The sequence below is a fragment of the Hydrogenophaga sp. genome (genome assembly GCF_036675665.1).
In the GTDB taxonomy this organism is placed as follows: Bacteria; Pseudomonadota; Gammaproteobacteria; order Burkholderiales; family Burkholderiaceae_C; genus Hydrogenophaga.
In genome coordinates, this window is the sequence record NZ_JAKFEO010000114.1 from 28,058 (window position 1) to 48,752 (window position 20,695).

Consider the following 20,695-nt stretch of genomic DNA (forward strand, 5'->3'; position numbering starts at 1 on the left):
CCAGGCCTTGATTCACGCCAACACGGCCCCACACAGGATCAACGCCGCCACGAGTCCGGTGACATCCACATGAACCCGCCAAACACCGCAACCGTCCTGGGTACCAGACCACCAAAGACCCATGCCGTGCGCGCACGCTGCCCGCAGTGCGCCACGCTGCCCATGTGCCTCATGGGCTGTCTGCCCGCGGCCTCACGCGACCTGCTGACGCCCTGCGTCGCCGAGTCTCACTTCGGCAAGGGCGACCTGCTGATGCCAGAGGGCCAGGTGGCACAGCAGATTTCCATCATCAAGATCGGTGCGGTGATGGGCAGTCGCCAGGGTGAGGACGGCCAGGCCCACCCGGTGGCCCTGCTCGGGCGCGGCAAGACGCTGGGGGAATATGCCCTCTATGGTCACCGCGAGCAGATCAGCGCCATCGCCCTCTCCGCCGGTCGAATCTGCCGCCTCGACGTTCCGGATTTCTATCGGCTCGGTGTGGTGGACCGGCGTTTCCACGCCTGTGTGCAGGCACGCATCGTGCGATCTCTGGGGCAGTTGGCCGACTGGTCACGCGTGATGCGCATCAAAGGCCTTCAACAGAAGTTGCTTGCCGCATTGCGCCTGTACGCGACCGAACAACGCAGCCGCGTGATCCGGTTGCCCAGTCATGTTGCGTTGGCTTCCCTTCTGTCGACCACCCGCGAAACCATTGCGCGCTCGCTGCGACAGTTGGAGGCAGCGGGTCACATCCTGCGGCACGACCGCTGGCATTGCGAAATCGTGAGCCCCGACGGTCGCACAAGCGACAACGGCGAGCACGGTTGAAGCCGCGCGAGGCTATTGGCCTCAACGCTTCAGCAGGGCAACCTGCGCCGTCATTTTCCGACGTTGGTAGACGGTCCCGGCGGCCACGACCAGTCCGATGACCAACAGGGCCAATGAACCCGGCTCAGGCACCGGGTTTGGATCCACGATGACTCCACCCTCCTGCTCGAAGCCGGCATATCGGACGAATTGCTGGGAGTAGTTGTAGAACCCGAACTCGCCTGAGGTGAAGGTGTTGTCCGCCACCGTCACGTTCCAGAGTTCATCGAGTCCTTTCTTGACCACGATGGTGAACTCTCCTGCGACCAGATTGAAGTCCAGCCGGAAGTCGTAGAGCGTGTTGTCTTCCCACCCCATGCTGCTGGACTGGTTGGTGGCCAGCACGTCCACGTCGCCAAAGTTCACCTGGTTCTCCCAGAGCTCGGCCAGCGAAAGATCGGTCAGGCCGTCGCCGGTGGCACCCGTCGCTTTCTTCACCGCCATGCCCTCGGCGGCTGTTCGGCCCTCATAGCCTTGGGTGCCCTGCTTCCAGTCGAACAAATAGAAATTGCTCGAATTCTGGTAGCCAAACACGAAGCCCATGTAATCGTCGTCCCCGCCGCTCTCAAGCACCTGCCAGGAGCCCTGGATGGAATAGCTGGTCTGGTTGAGGTTGTTCAGATAGAACGAAGGGTCGGCATTGACCACCTGTTGTACCGCTTCATTGCCCGGCTCAAGCACCCAGTTGCCCGCTGGTTGGCCCCCAGCGAAGTCGAGGGTCAATGGCGACCAGGAGCTCAGGTCGATGGGCGCGGCCTGCGCGACCCATGACGCCCCCGAGAGCAACGCCGCGATCCAGATCCGGGTGGAGAAGTTTTTCACGATGAGGACTCCTGGAAAAAGTGCAGACATGGGATTGCCGCAACTCATGACCAGGGGCGGTCACCACAGCTCAATACGGACCCCTGAGACCAAGGCACAGCAAGCGTTGAGGCGTCGTGCATCGCATGCTTCATGCCATGAAAAATTCCTCAACAAAAACAAAGAGGTGGCTGAAGACCTTGATCGCAGGTTTACAAAACTGCAAAGAAACCCGACAGGTGAACGGACGACATTGCGTGCTGCCAAGACCCCGGGCTTCGACGGCATCTTGAAAGCCTGGTGGCCCTCCCGACTACCCCAACAGGGCCGCCAGGCCGCCCTCGGCCTCGAAGCGCTGGTTGCGGTAGGCCAGTCTTGTGGGGCCAGACCACACGCGCTGCGCGATGCTGTGCGCCGGATCACCGGGGTAGCAGATCACGCGCACGCCGTCCTGGTCGAAGGGCTCGGGCTCGATCAGCGCGGGCGGTCGGCTGCGGGCAGCGGCCATCACCTGGGCGGCGGTGCTCAGGTGACTGAGCTGTCCCAGGCTCATGATCTGGGGCGGCGCCAGATCGATCTCACCCGCCCAGTAGCGCTCCAGCCCCAGGCGCGGCGCCAGCCACACGGCTTCGGTGGCCTCGAAGGTGCAATGCTCGGCCTCCTGGCCATGCGGCGCTGTGGCCACGAAGAAGCGTGTGTCGAAGCGCTTGTTGGTCACCGAGGGCACACGTGGCGTGACCCAGCGCGACCACGGCAACACACTGGCGGTGGACACCGGGCAACCGAGTTGATGCAGGGCGGCGGCAAAACCGATGCCCGCGGCGGTGAGCTCACGCACGCGCGGGACCAGATCCGCGCGATGCACCTGACCCAGCAGCAGGCCGCATTCTTCGAACGTCTCGCGCAGGGCCGCCACATGCAGCCCCAGCGCCGTCTCGACGCTCAGACCCGGCTCGTGCAAACCCTGCGCGCAATCGAGAGCCGAACGGTCCAGCGCTGCGGAATCCACCTGGTGGTCGGCGGCATCGAGCTTGCCACCGGGAAACACGTGCGCACCGCCGAGCACGCCCGAATTGCCGTGCCGGCGCACCAGCAGCACCTCCAGCCCCTGGGGTCCGTCGCGCACCACCATGACGGTGGCAGAAGGCACGGGCGGCGTGTGAACGGTGTCGGAATTGATCGTGAGGGCCATGCGTGGATTGTCGGCGAGAGCTCGTCCAGCGGGTGTCGCCATGAGCACGACGGTGAGCATGGGTCAAAGCAGCGGCGCGATGAAGTCGAACTGATCGACACAGTCTCCTGAAACCCCGTGTCGGCCCGGTGGATTGCTTCAAAAACACGCATTCAAAGTCGCAAAATGATTCGCAGTATTTGAATAATTCCATTTGAAAGCATACACTTGGCCATGCCTTCAAAGTCGCAAAAGTTCTCTCTCTACGATCATCCTTCGCAGATGGAGCCCTTGCTTCCAGGCGAGCATCGCCTGGGCCCTCTGCTGGAACACGCGCACGATCTCATCCGTCGCGCCGACCAGCTGTCGGGCCTGTGCCAACCCGGCGCGCTGGGCGGGTTGCGTCGTCTGCTGAGGGCGATGAACTCGTACTACTCCAACAAGATCGAGGGGCAGCACACGTTTCCACTGGAGATCGAGCAGGCGCTGCGCAACGACTACGCACAAGACGCCGACAAGGCGCGCCGCCAGCGACTCGCCCTGGCCCACATGGGCACCGAACAGCAGCTCGAAACCCTGTGGCCCCAGTGGGACACGGCACGCGTGTGGTCGCCACAAACCGTGCAGGACATCCACCAGGACCTGTTTGCCCGCCTGCCCCAGGCCGATCTGGCCATCCCCCCCGCCGAGTTGCCTGACGGCGCAGCGCCCGCCTGGCTGCAGCCGGGCGAACTGCGGCAGCAACAGGTGAGCGTGGGCCGCCATGCCGCGCCTGCCGCCGAACACCTGCCCGCCTTCCTGGCCCGCTGGTCCCAGGTTTACGCTCAGGTTCGACGGGGCGAGATGCAGGTGGTGGCCATGGCCGCCGCGCACCAGCGGCTGGCCTGGATTCACCCATTTCGCGATGGCAACGGCCGCGTGGCCCGCCTGCACAGCCAGCTGGTGCTCGGTCACCTGGGCCTGACCAACGGACTATGGTCACCCTTGCGGGGTTTTGCCCGCAGCCACGACCGCTACTACGCCCTTCTTGCTGCGGCCGATGAACCCCGAGGTGGCGATCTGGATGGGCGCGGCAACCTCACCGAGCGAGGACTGGAGCAGTGGATCACCTACGTGCTGACCCTGTGCCAGGACCAGGTGGACTTCATGGCGGGCGCGCTTGCGCTGGGCGGCATGAAGGACCGCATGGCCGCCTGCCTGAACTTTGAAGAGCATGTGGTGAAAGCGGGCGTGCGCACCGAAGCGCTGCGCGCACTGCACTACCTCTTTGCCACCCAGGGCGAGCTCGACCGCAACGATTTCAAGGCCATGCTCGGGCTGGGCGAGCGCCTGGCCACGGCGCAAGTGAGTGCACTGCTCAAGCGCGGCTTGCTGGAGTCCGACTCCCCCCATGGCAGGCTGCGCCTGGGCGTGCCGCAGCACGCCTTGCGGTTTTATTTCCCCAAGCTGTGGCCCGAAGCGGAATCGCAAGGCTGAAGCGGGGCCAACCGCCCAGAGGTATCAACCCAGGCTCAAGAAACCCGGGCAGGTGTCGATACGCAAGTATCAACCCCACACACCCTGGACCCATGGACGCCCTCAACACCCCCACCCCCGCGGTCCCTTCTCCCGGCGCGCCCGCGCGCCGCCACGCCCCGGCGCTGGCGGGTGCCGGTGAGTTCCTGAGCTTTCGCCTGGGCGCCGAGGAGTACGGCATCGACATCCTGCGCGTGCAGGAAATCCGCTCGTACGAAGAGCCCACCCGCATCGCCAACGCGCCCGAATCGATCAAAGGCGTGGTCAACCTGCGCGGCGTGATCGTGCCGGTGGTGGACATGCGCATCAAGCTGGGCTGCGCCAAGGTGGAATACAACGCCCTGACCGTGGTGATCGTGCTCAGTGTGCACAACCGCGTCGTGGGCCTGGTGGTCGACTCGGTGAGCGATGTGATCCGGCTCGGCCAGGAACACATCAAGGCCGCACCGCAGATCAACACCTCCCTGGACGCCGGCTTCATCACCGGCATCGCCAGCGTGGGCGAGCGCATGCTCATCCTGGCCGACATCGAAGCCTTGCTTGGCAGCTCCGACCTGGGCCTGGTCGCTCCCACCGAAACCATTCAATAAACCGCCATGAACTTCTTTCGCAATCTCTCCGTCGGCGCCCGGCTGTGGGCCGGCGTCATCGCCATCATCGTCGCCCTGTTCGTGGTCGTGGGTACCGCCGGATCGCGATCGACCCAGCTCAACAAGACGTCTGAACAAACGCTGGCCAAGCTGGCTGAAAAGACCACCATTGCCAGCGAGTGGGCCGCGCTGACGGAACTCGCGGTCACCCGCACCCAGGCCGCCGTGGTCAGCAGCGACCCCGCCGTGGGCGAGATGTACAAGGACCTGGTTCCCGCCGCCATCGCCACCATCAACGAACTTCAAAAGAAGCTGCAGACGATGGAGTTGAACGAGGCTGAGAAAGCGCAACTGGAGAAGATCGCCGAACTGCGCAAGAGCGTTCTGGCCTCGCATGCCAAGGCCAACGAGATGAAGAAGGCCGGTGATGCCGCCGGTGCCGCCGAGGAGATCCGGGCGCGCTTCAACCCTGCCGTGACGCCCTATGTGGGCGGCTTGCGCGACTTCACGCGCATGCAGTCCGACATCCGCGCCAAAGCCCAGCAGGGTTTCGACGAGCAGCGTGCCACCAGTCTGAGGATTGCAACCATCCAGGTCGCTCTCTTGGTCGCGGGCATCGTCGCAGGCGCGTTCTTCCTGATCCGCAACATCCGCAACCCGCTGCGCGAAGCGATGGCATTCGCCGAGCAGATCGCCGGTGGCGACCTCACGGCCACCATCCGCAACGACCGCAAGGACGAGTTCGGCGCCATGATCACGTCGCTCGTCTCCATGCGCGAGCGTCTGGTGAACGTGGTCGCGGACGTGAAGCGCGGCACCGACAACATCACCGTGGCCGCCAAGGAAATCGCCACCGGCAACCACGACCTCTCGGCGCGCACCGAGCAGACCGCCTCCAACCTGCAACAGACCGCTGCCAGCATGGAACAGATGTCGGGCGCGATCCGCCAGTCGGCCGACTCGGCGCGCGTGGCCAACCAGTTGGCCGATGTGGCCGGTCAAAGCGCCCAGAAGGGTGGCGACGTGGTCAGCCAGGTGATCTCCACCATGGAAGAGATCAACCAGTCCTCACGCAAGATCAACGACATCATCGGCGTGATCGACGGCATCGCGTTCCAGACCAACATCCTCGCGCTGAACGCCGCGGTGGAAGCCGCCCGCGCCGGCGAACAAGGCCGCGGTTTCGCGGTGGTGGCTGCCGAGGTGCGCAACCTGGCCCAGCGCAGCGCGCAGGCGGCCAAGGAAATCAAGGTGTTGATCGGCACCAGCGTGGACAAGGTCACCGCCGGCACCGAGCTGGTGAACCAGGCCGGCAAGACCATGGGCGAGATCGTCGAGAACGTGGTGCGTGTGCGCGACATGATCGGCGAGATCGCCAGCGCCTCCGGCGAGCAGGCCGACGGCGTGAACCAGATCAACACGGCCGTGGCCAACCTGGACCAGCTGACCCAGCAGAACGCCGCCCTGGTCGAAGAAAGCGCCGCAGCCGCCTCCAGCATGAACGAGCAGGCCGACCGCCTGGCCGAGGTGGTGCGCGTGTTCCGGGTGGATGCGCAGGCCGCCTCGCACAGCACGATCGCCCAGATTCGATCGACCGACCTGCACAAGCCCGGCAACACCACCGTGCGCAGCACCCCCGTGGCCAAGCCGGCAACGGTCAAGCCCGTGTCGACCGCCCCGAAAGCCGCATCCGCTGCGCCCGTGAAGCCAGCGCCCAAGCCAGTGGTGAAAGTCGCCGAGAAGGCAGGCGCATCGGACGAGTGGGAGTCCTTCTAAAGGCCCGCTTGCAAAGCCTGGGGGTTGTCGTCGCAAAATAGCGCGATGACCCAATACTGGCTGATGAAATCCGAGCCGGACGAGTGCTCGATCGACGACGCACTCGCCGCACCGGGCGCCACCGTGCCCTGGACCGGCGTGCGCAACTACCAGGCGCGCAACTTCATGCGCGACGGCATGCGCGTCGGCGATGGCGTGCTGTTCTACCACTCGAGTTGCCCGCAACCCGGCATCGCCGGCATTGCGCAGGTCGCGTCCAGCACCCGACCCGACCCCACGCAGTTCGACCCGAAGTCGCCCTACTTCGACGCCAGGTCCAAGCCCGAAGCACCGCGCTGGCTGCTGCTCGATGTGAAGGCGCTGCGCAAGACTCGGCTGCTCGGCCTGCCCGAACTGCGTGCCACACCGGCGCTGGCCGACATGACGCTGCTGCAGCGTGGCAGCCGGTTGTCGATCACGCCGGTGAGCGCCGAACACTGGCAGCTGATCACCGGGACGCTGCTGAAAGCCTGACGCGACCGCGCGAAGCGCCAGGGTATTGCGCTCGCTCGATGCGCCAGCGTGCCCCACCCACCCGCCGTGCAGGGCAAGGTCAGTGCGGTGAGACGATCACGCGCTGCAGCTTGCCGCTGCGGCCACACCGTGCCTTCACCCCACTGCGGCATCGGATGTGCACACCCCGGGCATCCTGCTCCCACAGAAAGTCCTCCAGTTGCTGGCGAGCCGCGTCGAGCGTGTGCTGCGCCTGTCTGCCGTGCATGCCTGTGGTGAGCAACAACTCGGCTGGCCCGTTCTGCACGAGCTGAAAGTCGAACAGGCCCGCATCTTCCAGCACGGTGCTCACCGCCAGCGGTACCACGTCCACGCGGGCGCGTCCCCGGCCGCCGGGCAGTTGCAGTGTGTCGTCGTCGCGGCCGGATACGGTGATGACGGGCAGGTGCGAACCGCAGACGCAGGGGGTGGGCTGAAAGCTCACGCGATCTCCCAGGTCGTAGCGGATCAGCGGCTGAACGTGGTTGGCCAGGTTGGTCAGCAAGGTGGTGCTGCCGGCGAGCCCGTCCGGCACGGGACGGCCTTGCGCGTCCACGGCTTCCAGGATCGCCCAGTCGCTGTTGAGATGCAACGCCCCATGGCGGCATTCGAAAGCCAGCGACAGAAATTCCGAAGCGCCGTAGCTCTGGCTGACTGGACACGAGAAACTGTCTTGAACGAATGCGCGCTGGACCGACGACATCCCTTCCCCGCCGGTCCATATCTCGCGCAGGTCCACCTGCAGGCGGCCCGCGAGGTGTTCCTGCGCCAACAGCACGGCAGCGCTGGGGTAGGTCGCCAGCACGGTCGGCTGCAACGCCTCCAGTTCGGCGCGCAGCGCCTTCATGGGTTGCAGAAACGACAGGCCCCGCAGTCGGGCCGAAAGTCCCGGCTGCAGTTGCCGCAGGCGCTCGACCGACACGTTGCTCGCGAAGTGCCCACCGGTGGCCCCGACAAAGGCGATGCGCTCGGTCAGTCCCCAGGGGTCCAGCCAGCGCTGCAGAGGACGCAGCACCGGGCGGCGCAGCGCCTCGAGGGCGTCGTACACACCCATGGCCTGCGCATCCTGCACAAAGATGGCAGGCTCGCCGGAACTCCCCGAGCTCTCCCAGACGATGTACCGGTCGAGACAGGCCCGGGCGATGTTCCCGGGGTCGGCGACGAAACGGCGCAGGTGGTCGAGGGAGATGGCCGGGTCCGTGACCCAGTCGGTGAAATGACGCATCAGCTCCGACTTGCGTGCGATGGGCAGTTCTTCCAGCCGGGTGTGCGCCGGGTCGCGCCCGGCCAACAGTCGACGGTAGCGTGGCGAGCCTTGAGCAGCCGCTTCGAACAAGGTCGCCAGGCGCCGCGCGCGCAGCTCGGCAAGCACTTCGGGCGAGGCGCTCGAGGCCATGCCCACCTCTGCGGCGACCAGACCGGTGTGCCAGGGTTCGAACGCAGTCGGCATCGGAGGAGGCTCTCCTTTCAGTGGACCATCAGCCCATGACGAGCGGATCGGCATCCCGATCCGCAGGCATGGACAGTCCTTCCAGCATGGGAACCGAGCATGCAACTTACGCCGCACAACGCCCTGGCGCATTGCGCTGGATCAAGTCCCCCCATCCCTCAATGGAAATCCCGGCTCACCGTGGACAGCCCGCGCAACAGCGGCGTGAGATCTTCCAGGTGGCCGGCGATCAGGTTTTTGGCTTCGCCGTCGCGCTGCCACACGCCATGCACCGCCAGCAGGCGTGATTGCGTGAGCACCGTGCGCTGGCGCTCGCGCAGGTGTTTCCACACGATGACCTGCACCACGCCGGTCTCGTCTTCCAGGCTCACGAACACCACGCCCGAGGCGGTCTCGGGTTGCTGGCGCAGGGTGACGATGCCGCAGTGGCGCACCAGCCGTCCGTTGGGTGCGTCCCGGAGTTCTTCGGCACTCATGAGCCTCCGTTTCGCGAGCTCGGGCCGCAGCAGCGCCAGCGGATGGCGGCGCAGCGTGAGGCCCAGGCTGCCGTAGTCCCACACGATGGCTTCGCCCTCACTGGCCTCGGGCAAATGCAGCGGGGCTTCGGCGACCGGGGCGTGCTTCATCAGCTCGGGTGCGGTCCTGAGGGCGGCGGCGTCCCACACCTGCTGGCGGCGGTGGCCGCTCAGGCCCATGAGGGCATCGGCGGCGGCGAGCAGTTTCATCTGGGGTTGATCGAGGTTTGCGCGGCGGGCGAGGTCTTGCGTGGTGATGAAGGCTTTGTGCTGGCGGGCGATGACGAGGCGTTCGGCGGCGTCGGCTTTGAGGCCTGAGACCAGGCGCAGGCCGAGGCGAACGGCATCACCCGCTTCCAGCGTGCAGTCCCATTGGCTGCGCATCACATCCACTGGCCGCACTTCGACACCATGGCGCTTGGCGTCCTGCACCAGTTGGCTGGGTGTGTAGAAGCCCAGCGGCTGGCTGTTGAGCATGGCCACCAGGAACTCGGCCGGGTGGTGGCGCTTGATCCAGCAGCTCACGTAGACCAGCAGCGCAAAACTCGCCGCGTGGCTTTCGGGAAAGCCGTAGCTGGAGAAACCCTTGATCTGCTCGTACACGCTTTGCGCGAATTCGGTCGTGTAGCCGCGCGCGGTCATGCCGTCGACCAGGCGCCGTTCGTACTTGTGCAGATTGCCGTTGCGCTTCCACGCGGCCATGGCGCGGCGCAGGTCGTCGGCCTCGCCGGGTGTGAAGCCCGCGGCCAGCACGGCGATCTGCATGCATTGCTCCTGAAAGATCGGCACGCCCAGCGTGCGGCCCAGGGCTTCCTTCAGGTCCTGCCCGCCGCGCGGGCCGGGATAGTCCACCGGCACCAGACCGCGCCGCCGGTCCAGGTAGGGATGCACCGCGCCGCCCTGGATGGGACCTGGGCGCACCAGCGCGACCTCGATCACCAGGTCGTAGTAGCTGCGGGGCTTCAGGCGCGGCAGCATGCTCATCTGCGCGCGGCTCTCAATCTGGAACACGCCCACGGTGTCGGCCGCGCAGATCATGTCGTAGGTGGCCTCGTCCTGGGGCGGGATGTCCGGCATCTCGATCACCCGCCCTTCCCTGGCACCGATGAGGGCAAGCGCCTTGCGGATGGCGGTGAGCATGCCCAGGGCGAGCACATCAACCTTGAGCAGGCCCAGGGCGTCGAGGTCGTCCTTGTCCCACTCGATCACGGTGCGGTCTTTCATGCTGGCGTTCTCGATCGGCACCAGGCGCGAGAGCGGCAACTGGGTGAGCACGAAGCCGCCGGTGTGCTGCGAGAGGTGGCGCGGAAATCCCATGAGCTGCGCGGTGAGTTGCAGCAGCTGGCGCACCGCCAGGTCGTCGGGGTCGAGCCCGGCCTCCCGCAGCCGCTCGGTCTCGATCGCGCGCCCGTCCCACCAGCGGGTGCTCTTGGCCAGCACCTCGAGCGCGCCGTCGGCAAACCCCAGGGCCTTGCCCACGTCGCGCAGGGCGCTGCGCGGGCGGTAGCTGATCACCGTGGCGGTGAGCGCGGCGCGTTCGCGGCCGTACTTGTTGTAGAGGTACTGAATGACCTCCTCGCGCCGCTCGTGTTCGAAGTCGACGTCGATGTCGGGTGGCTCGTTGCGCTCGCGCGAGATGAAGCGCTCGAACAGCAGACCCGTGCGCTCCGGGTCCACGGCGGTGATGCCCAGGCAGTAACACACCACGCTGTTGGCCGCCGAGCCCCGGCCCTGGCACAGGATGTTCTGCGAGCGCGCGAAAGTCACGATGTCGTTGACCGTCAGGAAGTAGTGCTCGTAGCGCATGTCGGCGATCAGCTGGAGCTCGTGCTCGATCTGCTTCGCAAAACGCGGTGGTGTGCCCTGTGGCCAACGCCAGGCCGCGCCCGCCCAGGCCAGGCGGTGCAGGTAAGAAGATGGCGTCTCACCCTCGGGCACCACCTCGCTGGGGTACTGGTAGCGCAACTCGTCGAGCGAAAAGGCGCAGCGCGCCGCCACCGCCAGCGTCTCGGCCAGCAGCTCGGGCGGGTAGCACTGGCCCAGCGTCAGGCGCGAACGCAGGTGCTGCTCGGCATTGGGCTCCAGCGCCAGCCCGCAGGCGGTCAGCGGCTGGCCGATGCGCGTGGCGGTGAGCACGTCCTGCAGCGGCTTGCGCGAGCGCACATGCATGTGCACGTCGCCCACGGCCACCAGCGGCACGGCGGTGAGCGTGCTGCTCTGGCGCAGCTTGTGCAGCAGCATCTCGTCGTCGAGCCGGCGCAGCTGCGTCACACCCAGCCAGCAGCGGCCCATGAAATGCTGCAGCAGCCAGCGCGCTGTCGCATCCATCGGGTCCTGGTCGCTGTCGCGATCGGGCACGGCGATCACCACGCAGTCGGCCAGCGCTTCGGCGCGGATGGCATTCAATGCCAGGCGGTACGTGCCCTTGGGAGCCGTGCGGCGCAGGTGCGTGATGAACTCGCACAGGTTGCCGTAGCCGTTGAGGTTGCAGGCCAGCACGACGAGCGTGAACGGCACGAAGGGCGCGCTGCACTGCACCCGGAACTGGCTGCCCACCAGCAACTTGAGCTGGTGTTTTTTGGCGGCCACGTGGGCCCGCACCACACCGGCCAGGGAACACTCGTCCACCAGCGCCAGCGCGCTGTAGCCCAGGGCCTGGGCCCGCTCCACCAGCTCTTCGGCGTGGCTGGCGCCGCGCAGGAAGGTGAAGTTGGAGATGCAGCGCAACTCGGCGTAGTCGGGCAGGAGGGTGGTATTCATAGTCCTATGCGAAGTGCCCGTGCAGGTACCACGCCGGCGCTTCATCCAACCGGGTCTGAAAAATCCACAACACCCCCGCCTTGGCCGACAACGCCACCCAGTAGTCGCGCACCACGTTGCGTGTGGTGCCCGCCTCGTCCACCCGGTCCCACCAGCCGCCCTCCACCCGCTGCGGGCCGGCGAGCAACTGCAGTTCACCCTGGTAGATCGGCCGGTTGCCGCGCACCAGCAGCTTCAGCGGCTCGGGCAGCACGAAGGTGGGTTGCGGCAGGCCGGTGTCGGGCGCCGGCTTGCGCGGCAGCGGCTCGAGCGCGCTCTGCCAGCGACACATCCATTCCTGGCGGTGGTCGGGCTGTACCACCGGGCGCAACACGCGCCCGGGTCCCAGGCGCGCGGCCAGCCGTTCCAGCACCAGGTGCAGCGTCTCGCCCTGGCGCACCGTGTCGGGCAGCAGCGAGGCGCTCACCTCGTGCAACGGGTGCACCTCGGTGGCCAGCAGGTGCAGGTCGCCCACGGGGGCGAGCAGTTGCACATGGGCCAGGTGCTCGGCCAGCAGGCGGCAGAGGTGTTCGGTGTCGCGCGTGGGCTCGGCCGTGCGCACCGTGATCTCGCCGCCCTCGCCCGCGTCGCGCGCGCGCATGGCGTCGTGCGCCCAGCGCAGCGTGAAGGCCGTGACACCCGCGCGCCGCGCCGCCAGCCAGCCGCTCATCACCAGCAGCAGGCGCCGCGCGCCAAACAGCAACGCCGGCGCCTGCTCCACCCGCGCCATGAGCTCCAGCCGCTCGTCAAACCGCTCGGGCAGCGCCACCCACACATGGGCCTCGGGCTCGGCGCCGTAGGCCTGGTCCAGCGCCTGCAAGAGCTGCTGGTCAAACCGCCGACCCACGCCGCCGCGTGGCAGCGCGCGCACGTCACCCAGCGTGCGGCAGCCGATGTGCGCCAGCGTGAGGCGGTGCGGGTGCACGGCGTTCAACACGACCATGGGCAAGGCATCGAGCAGCACCGGCAGCGCTTGCCTGAAGCCGTTTTCAAGGCCGGCGCGCGCCAGTGCCAGCGCGGCCAGGCTGTTGGGCGCCCAGGCCACCTGCACCACGCCGAGTTGCTGACTCTCGGCTACCACGCGGTCGCGCAGCGCGCGCCGACCACCAAACAGGCGTTCGCTCGCCGCCACCTCCATGAGCACCGCGCCGTCGGCCAGCGCCACGCGGGGTGTGAACTGCAACGCCCAGGTGGCCACCGCGCGCCGCGCCGCCTCAGTGGACGGCGTGGTGGGGGCGGTCGGGAGCAGGAGTGCTGACCACAACATGATCGGCCTCGCGGGGCAACAGGCGGCTGGGGAAACGCAGCCGCGGCGTGAGGATGGCGCGCAGGCCCCCGGGCACCGAGCCCAGGCGCAGCGTGCCTTCGAGCGGCGGGCCCTTGCGTTTGAAGATGTCGAGGTGCAGTTCCCAATCCAGCCCCACGCGGGCCTGCAGGCGCAACGGCGCGGCCGACGATTCGCGCGCCGCCGCGCTGGGCCGGCAGAGAAACACCGGGCCTTCGCAGCTGGCGGCCAGCACCTGCAGGCGGCGCACCTGCTCGGCCCGCGCCTGCGGCAGCCACACCACCAGCGCACCGCAGGCGTTGGCCTTGATCAGTTGTTCGGCCGACCACAGGCGCTCCGCGGCCGTGTCGGCCCGCACCCACACCAGGTGGCGCTCGTCGATGCCCTCGAAGCGCAGGCCCGGCAGGTGCGGCGCCTTGGGCGGGCCCACCACCACCACCGCGCGGCCAGCGGCACACACCTGGCGCAGCGCGGGCCCGAGCAGGCGCCACTCCAGCATGCCGCTCTGCGATGCGAGGATTTCAATGACGCCGTGGCACGGCCAGCCGCCGCCAGGCAGCTGCGCGTCCAGCGCCTCGAAGCCACTGGCCAGCACGGCCGAGACCGGGCCGCCGAGCTGGTCGCCGCGCCAGATGGCCGCGGCCACGGCCATGGGCAATTCACCGGGCAGGCGGGCTGGCCGTGGTTGGGAGAGAGGCGTGAAGGCGGAAGACAGGTCGTCCTCCTGCCAGTCGAGGGCGGGATGCATGGCGGAGTGTTCGGGTGGGGTTTGAAAGGCCAGACAGATACTGTATGCACGTACAGTATATGAAAGACCCACCCGTGTCCAGTGGTGGCTCCCCGCTCAGCGCCCAGCCTCCAATGTGGCGTGTCCCTGGCGCATGAGGTCCACGCGGGATCCATGCCGTGTTTCCAACGGCACGCTTTCGGCCCGCCAAGGTGCGGGCCTTCGTGGACTTGCTGGTGGAGCGCTTGAGGATGTCCGCAGCAGACATTCACCCGCGCAAGTGACGAACGTGTGGATTCCATCACGCTCCTCTCTGAAGAGATGCGCTCGAGTTTTTATATGTACGACACCGAACATACAAGCGGCGCCCTGGTCCGTACCGTCGGCCGCAGCCCAAGGTGCACCGGGCCTGTGTCTTTCGACAACCGCAAAACAAGGGGGCCTGATGAAGCGCTTGATCTTTGCCTCGCTGCTGGCAGTGGTGGGGCCGTTGGGGTTTGTCGGGTCGGCCGGTGCGAATGGCGACCATGTCGCCACGTTCAGGAATGTGTCCGGGGACATCGGCATCGCTCGCAATGGCTCCACGCTGGACGCCGTGTCGGGTTCGACGTTGTTCGTCTCGGACCGCATCGTCTCCGGTACCGGTTCGTCCGCGGGCGTCGTGTTCAAGGACGGAACGACGCTGACGGTCGGGCCGTCCACCGACATCCAGGTGCGCGACTACGCCTTCGAGCCCAAGCAGGCGAAATACGAGTTCTTTGTCTACCTCGCCCGGGGGGCCGCGATCTACTCGTCGGGAATGATCGCCAAGCTGGCGCCGGAAGCGGTCAAGGTGGGCACGCCCACGGCGACCATCGGCGTTCGCGGGACGCGCTTCATCATCGAGGCGGACTAGGGCGTGTTCTCTGCCATGAAGACATCGGAAAACCCGCGCGTCCGGTTCGCGGCGGTGCTCCTGCTTGCCATCGCGCTCCTTGGCGGCTGCGCCACACCGCCGCCCACCAGCACCCGAACGACCGTCGTCCTGATGCCCGATGAAGACAGCACGGTCGGCGCCGTGTCGGTTTCAACGGCCTCAGGATCGCAGCGGCTCGACAAGGCGTTCAGCTACACGTCCGTCAACGGGAGCAACGCGGCACCGTCAAAAGCAAGGACGATCAGCCGCCACACGATAGACACGGCCTACGGCACCCTGCTCAAGGCGCAACCGACGAAGCCCACGACCTTCATCCTGCAATTCCTGTTGGACAAGACCGAGCTGACCGAGGAGTCGAAGGCCATGCTGCCCGCCATCTTTGGCGCGGTGCGCGAGCGCAAGCCCACCCGCATCACGGTGTTCGGGCACACCGATGCCATCGGCACGAAGGAAGGGAACCTGAAGTTGTCGGCCGATCGGGCCGAGGCCGCCGCCCACCTGCTCAGAACGAACGATCCCTCGCTCAACAACATCGAGGTGCAATTCTTCGGTGACGCCCAGCCTTTGACGCCCTCCGGTCCGGGTGCTTCGGACCCGCGCAACCGGCGCGTCGAAATCCTGATTCTTTGACCACGGGCCTCCAGGAACAGGCCCGGTGAGGCCCGGCAAACGAACCCGGCAGTTTGGATACGACAATCGGCCGGATGCTGCTCACGACACCCTCCCCAGCGCTTTGGCCCGACCCGGCCCGCCTGGACCGTGCCCGTGCAACATCGGTGGAGGACATTTGAGCGCCACCGGTTCCAGCGTTTCACCGAGACCGCCCTCTGCCCCCAAGCCTGCGGGATCGCCGTGGGGTGCCTCCCGTGGCCGCCCGCAGAGCAAACGCCTGACACGCGAGCGCAGGCGCATGGCGGTCGCGCTCTTGCTCTCCCTCGTGTTCCACGCCCTGCTGCTGAGCCTGACCTTTGGTGGCCAGGGCATCGGGCTGCCGGGCTTCGGCTTCCCCTGGCAGGACCGCCGGGTCGAAGCGCCCCATCTGCGCGTGCTCCTGACCGCGGCGAAGGAAGCGGCGGCGGCGCCTGCGCAGGCGCCGGCGGTGGAGCCATCGCCCCCCGCGCAGGCGGTGCGCCCCGCGGCCCGGCGGCCTGCGCCAAGGCCCCCAAAGCCTTCGAAGCCCCCTGCGCCGACCGCTGAGCCGACGCCGGCCCAGCCAGCGCCCGTCGTCGCGGCCGCGCCGAAGCCTGTTCCAGAGGCGGCGTTGCCACCGATTCAAGAGGCTGGCGAACCAGCGGTTGCGCCTGTCGCCCCGCAGGCACCGGAGCCACACGCCGAGGTGGCCCTGCTCAACCGCGCCGAGCCGCAGGAGCCGCCGCAGGAAGCGGCGCGGCTGGAGCTTGAGCGCCTGGAGGCTGCGCGGCAAGCGGCGGCGCGACGGGAAGCAGCTCGGCAAGAGGCTGCGCGGGCGGAAGCCACCAGGCGCGAAGAGGCGCAACAGGAGACGGCCCGGCAGGAGCTGGCGCGCGTCGAGGCCACGCGGCTGGAGGCCGAACGCCAGGAAGCCGCTCGACAGGAAGCGGCGCAGGTCGAAAGCGCACGGCTGGAAGTCGAGCGCCAGGGCGCGGCTCGCCAGAAGGCTGCGCAGCAGGCAGCGGCGCAGCAGGCGGAGGCCGAGCGTCTGGAGGCGGCGCGGCAGGAGGTCGAGCGCGCGCAAGCCGCCCGACAGAAAACCGCGCAGGCCGACGCCGAGCGCGCGGAGGCCGAACGGCAAGCCACCGCCCGATCAGAAGCCCTGCGACAGGAGGCCGCCCGGCAGGAAGCGGCGCGCCTGGAGGAAGCGGCGCGCGTCGAGGCGGCGCGGCTGGAAGCCGAGCGCCAGGAGGCTGCACGGCAAGCGGCAGCGCAGCAGGAAGAAGCCGCGCGGCAGCTGGAAGCAGAACGCCAGGAGGCAGAGCGCCTGGCCGCTGCAAGGCAGCAAGCGACCGAGCAGGAAGCTGCTCGCCAGCAAGCACAGCGGTTGGAAGCCGAGCGCCAAGCCGCCGCGCAGCAAGCGGCAACGCAGCAGGAAGCCGCTCGCCAGGAAGCGGCACGGGTCGAAGCAGCCCGGTTGGAAGCCGAGCAACAGGCGGCGGCAGAACGCGCGGCTGCGCAACAGGAAGCGGCACGCGAGGACGCAGCACGCCAGGAAGCGGCACGGGCCGAAGCCGCGCGGCTGGAAGCCGAACGCCAGGCGGCCGCGCAGCAAGCCTCCGCGCAGCAGGAGGCAGCCCGCCAGCAAGACGCTGACGCCGCACGGCAAGAGGGCGAACGCCAGGCCGCCGCGCAGCAAGCGGCTGGTCAGCAGGAGGCGGCCCGCCAGCAAGCGGCACAAGGAGAAGCCGCACGCCTGCAGGCCGAGCGGCAGGCGGCGGAAGCGAAACGCGAAGAGCGGCTTCGGGCCATCGGGCGGCAGTTGAACGAGGAAGCCGACCGGCGCGAGGCGGCCGAAGCGGCCGCACGCCGCTTGCCCTCGGCGAGCACCTTGCGCCGGGCCCGGCTCTTCGGGCGCACCGATCCCAACACCGAACTCATCCTTTATGCGGAGGCCTGGGCCCGCAAGATCCAGATGAACATGACCATCGACATGGTCCGCGAGGCGGCAAGGCAGCCGCACACCCAACCCGTGGTGACGGTGGCGATCCGCAGCGATGGCACGGTGGAGTCGGTGACCTTCGTTCGCTCCAGCGGCGTGGCGGCCATCGACGAGGCCATCCCTCGCATCGTGCACAGCCAGGCGAACTACCCGGCGTTCCCGCCGGCCCTGGCGAGCGAGTACGACGTGATCGAGATCCGCCGCACCTGGCATTTCGACACGGCCGTGCGGCTGTACTGAACCTGCGGTCAGCGCCCTGTTTTTAAGCAGACCCCGCCAAGCCAGGCGGGCGGCGGGCTGCGGCGGTTGTCCACCTTGTTATCCACAGCGTAGGCCACAGTCTCTGTGCGTAAAGTCACGCGCTCACGGCAGCGACAGCATGTGCCCCACGCGTGCGTCGCCCCGCCCGCCCAGCACCAGGGCGTGGGCGGCCTGCACGGCGCTGGGGCCTTTGTGGTGCTGCACCACCACCCAGGGCGCGGCGGGCTGGCTCACCTGGGCCATGAAGGCGTGCCAGGCCTTGGCCATGCGTTCGTTGAAACCGGCGGCGCCCCAGTCGCCGTGGCGCTTCTTGGCCTGCGCGGGCGCGAAGAACAGCACCGGGCGCGGCCCGGCCAGATCGCGGCCGCCGGCAAGCTGGTCCACGTGGGTGCCGCCGATGGAGCAGCTGTAGGCCAGCGCGGTGAAGCGGCCGTGGATGGCCTTGCGCAGCGCGCCGTTGCCGGCAAAGTCCACGTACACGCAAGGTGTGTCCGGCGGCAGTTGCTCGAGCTGGTCGTAGGTGAGCACGCGGCTGTACACGCCCAGGCTTTCGCAAAACGCCACGTTGCCCGGCGAGGTGAGACCCACCACCTCCACCTCGGGGCGCTTCGCCAGCTGGGCGGCCGTGGCATACGCCGTCTTGCTGCTGGCCGACGAGAGCAGCATCACGCCGCGCTTCCCGCCCTGGTTCGTTCCAAAGAAATCGTTGTCGGCCAGGAAATCGTCGATCAGCCAGGCGGTGAGGAAGAGCGGGCGCAGCAAGGCCTGCAGCGGCTCGGTGGCGGAATCGTGCAGCGGGTCCACCGCGCAGCGCAGGTAGTGGTTGTAGACCGGGTGCAGTGTGGCGCGGTGCGGTGCGCCGTCCGAGAACCCGTCGGGCGACAGGCGCACGGGCTTGAGCACCGCGTGTGAGGCCATGGGCCAGTAGCCGTACAGGCGTTCGCCCACGGCCACGCCCGCGCACTGCGTCTCTTCCACCACACCAAAGCCCCACACCGGCACCAGGCCCCATGCGGCGTCATCGCCAGCCGCGGGGGCGACCGGAAAGAACTGCCAGTAGTTCATCGCGTCGCCGAATGCGGCGTAGGTGATGTTGTTGGAGGTGTAGGCAAAGTGCTCGATGCGCACACGGATCTCGCCGTCGGCCAGCGGCGCGTCGGGCAGTTGCACGGTGCGGGTGGTGGCGAGCTGGTCCTTGCGGACCTGGAATTGCTGTGTGGTCATGGTGCGGGCGTGCAAGGTGGTGACGGGCAACGCCATGTTGCACCGATCTGGCGGCCGCGGTTGTCACGCGCGTTCGCCAGGGCTTCCACGAGCCCATGGACACGCCCATGCATTCAGCGCGCGAGGACCCACACACGGATGGGTGAGCCTTCGCCCCAGGGGTCAACCGAACACGAGGAGCAGGATGATGATGAGCAATAGAGCGCCGCCGCCGATGTACATGTGATTCTCCCGAGCATTGCCGGCCCTCGGTGAGGGGCATCGGCATGTGCCTGCGGGATCATCTGACCACCCGCGCCAGGCGGTGGTCTGTTCGCCAGCGAACCCATCGCCAGCGGTGCGCTCGGGCCAGCCGACGTCAAGCGTCGTCGGGAGCGCGGCGCACCGGCGCGGCTTTGGCGATGCGCCGGCGGTTCAGCATCACCTGCGCCACCAGCGCCACGCCGCCCAGGCCCAGCATCAGCCAGCCCAGGTTCACCGCGCCGTCGTGCGGCACCAGGCCCACCGCATAGCCGCCCACCGCCCCCATGAGTTGCTGCGCCAGACCCGCCACCGCGGCGGCCGAGCCGGCCAGCGCGGGCACCAGCCCCACCGTGCCGGTGAGCGCCGGGGGCACCAGGAAACCGTTGCCCAGGCCCATCAGCATGAGCGGCAGCGCAAAGGCCAGCGGGGTGTCCACGTTGGCCAGGGCCAGCCCCAGCATGAGCGCGACGCCACCCACCGTGCACACCTGGCCCAGCATCATCATGGCGTGGTCACCGGTGCGGTGCACCAGGTGCGTGGTGAGGTAGTTGCCCACGATGTAGGACAGCGGCACGACCATGATGTAGTAGCCGATGCCCGCGGGCCCCACGCCATAACTGCCCAGCACGATGGGCGCGCCCGCCAGGAAGGCGTAGAAGTTGGCGGTGGTCATGGCCAGGATGAACACGAACAGCAGGAACGAAGGCTCGCGCGCCAGCCGCGCGTACGACGACAGCATGGCGCCCAGCCAGTGCGGTTGCACGGTGGTGGCCGGCTCGTGGTCGGGCAGACCCTTCCACGCGGCCACGAACAGCACGACCGCGAGCAAGGCGATGAGCACGAAGTTGGCCTGCCAGCCCAGGCCCACATGGATCTGCCCGCCCAGGATGGTGGCGGTGGGCGGGATCAGGCCCATGGCCATGCCCACGTAGGCCATCACGCGCGTGCGCTCGGGGCCGGTGAAGAGGTCCTGCACCATGGCCCGGCCGACCACCATGCCTGCCGCGCAGCCCGCGCCTTGCAGCACGCGCGCCGCGGTGAGCCATGCCAGACTGGGAGAGAGCGCCGCCAGCACCGAGCCCAGGCCGGCGAGCGTGAGGCCGAACATCAGCACCTTCTTGCGTCCCCACCGGTCGGACCACGGGCCGTAGAGCAGCTGCAGCCCGCCGTAGGCCACCACGTAGCCGCTGAAGGTGAGCTGCACGCTCGCCTGGTCCGATCCGAACATGGCACCCCACTCCTGCATGGACGGCAGGCAGATGGTCATGGCGAGCAGGCCGAAGGCGAGCTGCGCGATCAGGTTGGCGATCAGCGGGCCGTGGGAGGGGGTGGGGGTGAGGGATGCAGACATGAGGGGAGGCGGGAGTCTAAGCCACTGGCAATGACTTGACCGGTGTCAAGGACACACCACCG

Annotated in this window: 16 protein-coding genes; 8 read left to right on the forward strand and 8 right to left on the reverse strand. The window is 67.8% G+C overall.

Annotated features, from left to right (window positions below; all coding sequences use genetic code 11):
• Positions 1 to 69 precede the first annotated feature (69 nt).
• On the forward strand, positions 70 to 807 hold the full coding sequence (locus V6M63_RS23715; protein WP_332745936.1) for a Crp/Fnr family transcriptional regulator: 738 nt from the start codon (positions 70 to 72) through the stop codon (positions 805 to 807).
• Between the two features lie 21 nt (positions 808 to 828).
• Here the strand turns inward: V6M63_RS23715 and V6M63_RS23720 are convergent, their stop codons facing one another.
• The gene (locus tag V6M63_RS23720) at positions 829 to 1,668 is read right to left on the reverse strand and encodes a PEP-CTERM sorting domain-containing protein (RefSeq protein ID WP_332745937.1); all 840 of its coding nucleotides are present in this window, start codon (positions 1,666 to 1,668) and stop codon (positions 829 to 831) included.
• A 292-nt stretch (positions 1,669 to 1,960) separates the two neighbouring features.
• Positions 1,961 to 2,839 (reverse strand): NUDIX hydrolase, encoded by an 879-nt coding sequence (locus V6M63_RS23725; RefSeq protein ID WP_332745939.1) that lies wholly within the window; start codon positions 2,837 to 2,839, stop codon positions 1,961 to 1,963.
• Between the two features lie 213 nt (positions 2,840 to 3,052).
• Between V6M63_RS23725 and V6M63_RS23730 the strand changes: the two genes are divergently transcribed.
• From V6M63_RS23730 to V6M63_RS23745, 4 genes are all read left to right on the forward strand, one after another.
• Positions 3,053 to 4,294, forward strand: coding sequence for a Fic family protein (locus tag V6M63_RS23730; protein ID WP_332745941.1), 1,242 nt, complete (start codon positions 3,053 to 3,055; stop codon positions 4,292 to 4,294).
• Positions 4,295 to 4,386: 92 nt separating this feature from the next.
• On the forward strand, positions 4,387 to 4,923 hold the full coding sequence (locus V6M63_RS23735) for a chemotaxis protein CheW (RefSeq protein WP_332745942.1): 537 nt from the start codon (positions 4,387 to 4,389) through the stop codon (positions 4,921 to 4,923).
• 6 nt (positions 4,924 to 4,929) lie between these two features.
• Positions 4,930 to 6,699: a methyl-accepting chemotaxis protein gene (locus tag V6M63_RS23740; protein WP_332745943.1), complete on the forward strand. Its 1,770-nt coding sequence runs from the start codon at positions 4,930 to 4,932 to the stop codon at positions 6,697 to 6,699.
• 45 nt (positions 6,700 to 6,744) lie between these two features.
• Positions 6,745 to 7,212: an EVE domain-containing protein gene (locus V6M63_RS23745; protein WP_332745944.1), complete on the forward strand. Its 468-nt coding sequence runs from the start codon at positions 6,745 to 6,747 to the stop codon at positions 7,210 to 7,212.
• Positions 7,213 to 7,291: 79 nt separating this feature from the next.
• Here the strand turns inward: V6M63_RS23745 and V6M63_RS23750 are convergent, their stop codons facing one another.
• The 4 genes from V6M63_RS23750 to imuA all read right to left on the reverse strand — a co-directional run bounded on the left by V6M63_RS23750 (position 7,292) and on the right by imuA (position 14,027).
• Positions 7,292 to 8,680: a phenylacetate--CoA ligase family protein gene (locus V6M63_RS23750; RefSeq protein WP_332745945.1), complete on the reverse strand. Its 1,389-nt coding sequence runs from the start codon at positions 8,678 to 8,680 to the stop codon at positions 7,292 to 7,294.
• Between the two features lie 158 nt (positions 8,681 to 8,838).
• Entirely contained in the window at positions 8,839 to 11,955 is a 3,117-nt protein-coding gene (locus tag V6M63_RS23755) for an error-prone DNA polymerase (protein ID WP_332745947.1), read from the reverse strand.
• Between the two features lie 4 nt (positions 11,956 to 11,959).
• Positions 11,960 to 13,261 (reverse strand): Y-family DNA polymerase, encoded by a 1,302-nt coding sequence (locus tag V6M63_RS23760; protein ID WP_332745949.1) that lies wholly within the window; start codon positions 13,259 to 13,261, stop codon positions 11,960 to 11,962.
• Complete coding sequence (imuA, locus tag V6M63_RS23765; RefSeq protein WP_332745951.1) at positions 13,209 to 14,027, reverse strand: translesion DNA synthesis-associated protein ImuA; 819 nt, start codon at positions 14,025 to 14,027, stop codon at positions 13,209 to 13,211. Before imuA ends, V6M63_RS23760 begins: the two co-directional genes overlap by 53 nt.
• A gap of 424 nt (positions 14,028 to 14,451) precedes the next feature.
• Between imuA and V6M63_RS23770 the strand changes: the two genes are divergently transcribed.
• The 3 genes from V6M63_RS23770 to V6M63_RS23780 all read left to right on the forward strand — a co-directional run bounded on the left by V6M63_RS23770 (position 14,452) and on the right by V6M63_RS23780 (position 17,794).
• Positions 14,452 to 14,901, forward strand: a complete 450-nt coding sequence (locus V6M63_RS23770) for a FecR family protein (protein WP_332745953.1) — start codon at positions 14,452 to 14,454, stop codon at positions 14,899 to 14,901.
• Positions 14,902 to 14,916: 15 nt separating this feature from the next.
• Entirely contained in the window at positions 14,917 to 15,552 is a 636-nt protein-coding gene (locus V6M63_RS23775) for an OmpA family protein (RefSeq protein WP_332745955.1), read from the forward strand.
• A 280-nt stretch (positions 15,553 to 15,832) separates the two neighbouring features.
• On the forward strand, positions 15,833 to 17,794 hold the full coding sequence (locus V6M63_RS23780; protein ID WP_332745956.1) for a TonB C-terminal domain-containing protein: 1,962 nt from the start codon (positions 15,833 to 15,835) through the stop codon (positions 17,792 to 17,794).
• 123 nt (positions 17,795 to 17,917) lie between these two features.
• On the opposite strand, the gene V6M63_RS23785 is transcribed toward V6M63_RS23780, so the two are convergent.
• Together V6M63_RS23785 and V6M63_RS23790 are read right to left on the reverse strand one after the other, a co-directional pair.
• Positions 17,918 to 19,039, reverse strand: a complete 1,122-nt coding sequence (locus V6M63_RS23785; RefSeq protein ID WP_332745958.1) for a DUF2855 family protein — start codon at positions 19,037 to 19,039, stop codon at positions 17,918 to 17,920.
• Between the two features lie 358 nt (positions 19,040 to 19,397).
• Positions 19,398 to 20,633: a multidrug effflux MFS transporter gene (locus tag V6M63_RS23790; RefSeq protein ID WP_332745959.1), complete on the reverse strand. Its 1,236-nt coding sequence runs from the start codon at positions 20,631 to 20,633 to the stop codon at positions 19,398 to 19,400.
• Positions 20,634 to 20,695 lie beyond the last annotated feature (62 nt).

Bases quoted from the DNA above. Each gene is read 5' to 3' on its own strand.
- V6M63_RS23760 (WP_332745949.1), bottom strand. From the start codon at position 13,261: ATGTTGTGGTCAGCACTCCTGCTCCCGACCGCCCCCACCACGCCGTCC.
- V6M63_RS23790 (WP_332745959.1), bottom strand. From the start codon at position 20,633: ATGTCTGCATCCCTCACCCCCACCCCCTCCCACGGCCCGCTGATCGCC.
- V6M63_RS23740 (WP_332745943.1), top strand. From the start codon at position 4,930: ATGAACTTCTTTCGCAATCTCTCCGTCGGCGCCCGGCTGTGGGCCGGC.
- V6M63_RS23715 (WP_332745936.1), top strand. From the start codon at position 70: ATGAACCCGCCAAACACCGCAACCGTCCTGGGTACCAGACCACCAAAG.
- V6M63_RS23780 (WP_332745956.1), top strand. From the start codon at position 15,833: ATGGCGGTCGCGCTCTTGCTCTCCCTCGTGTTCCACGCCCTGCTGCTG.
- V6M63_RS23735 (WP_332745942.1), top strand. From the start codon at position 4,387: ATGGACGCCCTCAACACCCCCACCCCCGCGGTCCCTTCTCCCGGCGCG.
- V6M63_RS23775 (WP_332745955.1), top strand. From the start codon at position 14,917: ATGAAGACATCGGAAAACCCGCGCGTCCGGTTCGCGGCGGTGCTCCTG.
- V6M63_RS23770 (WP_332745953.1), top strand. From the start codon at position 14,452: ATGAAGCGCTTGATCTTTGCCTCGCTGCTGGCAGTGGTGGGGCCGTTG.
- V6M63_RS23725 (WP_332745939.1), bottom strand. From the start codon at position 2,839: ATGGCCCTCACGATCAATTCCGACACCGTTCACACGCCGCCCGTGCCT.
- V6M63_RS23730 (WP_332745941.1), top strand. From the start codon at position 3,053: ATGCCTTCAAAGTCGCAAAAGTTCTCTCTCTACGATCATCCTTCGCAG.
- V6M63_RS23750 (WP_332745945.1), bottom strand. From the start codon at position 8,680: ATGCCGACTGCGTTCGAACCCTGGCACACCGGTCTGGTCGCCGCAGAG.
- imuA (WP_332745951.1), bottom strand. From the start codon at position 14,027: ATGCATCCCGCCCTCGACTGGCAGGAGGACGACCTGTCTTCCGCCTTC.
- V6M63_RS23745 (WP_332745944.1), top strand. From the start codon at position 6,745: ATGACCCAATACTGGCTGATGAAATCCGAGCCGGACGAGTGCTCGATC.
- V6M63_RS23755 (WP_332745947.1), bottom strand. From the start codon at position 11,955: ATGAATACCACCCTCCTGCCCGACTACGCCGAGTTGCGCTGCATCTCC.
- V6M63_RS23785 (WP_332745958.1), bottom strand. From the start codon at position 19,039: ATGACCACACAGCAATTCCAGGTCCGCAAGGACCAGCTCGCCACCACC.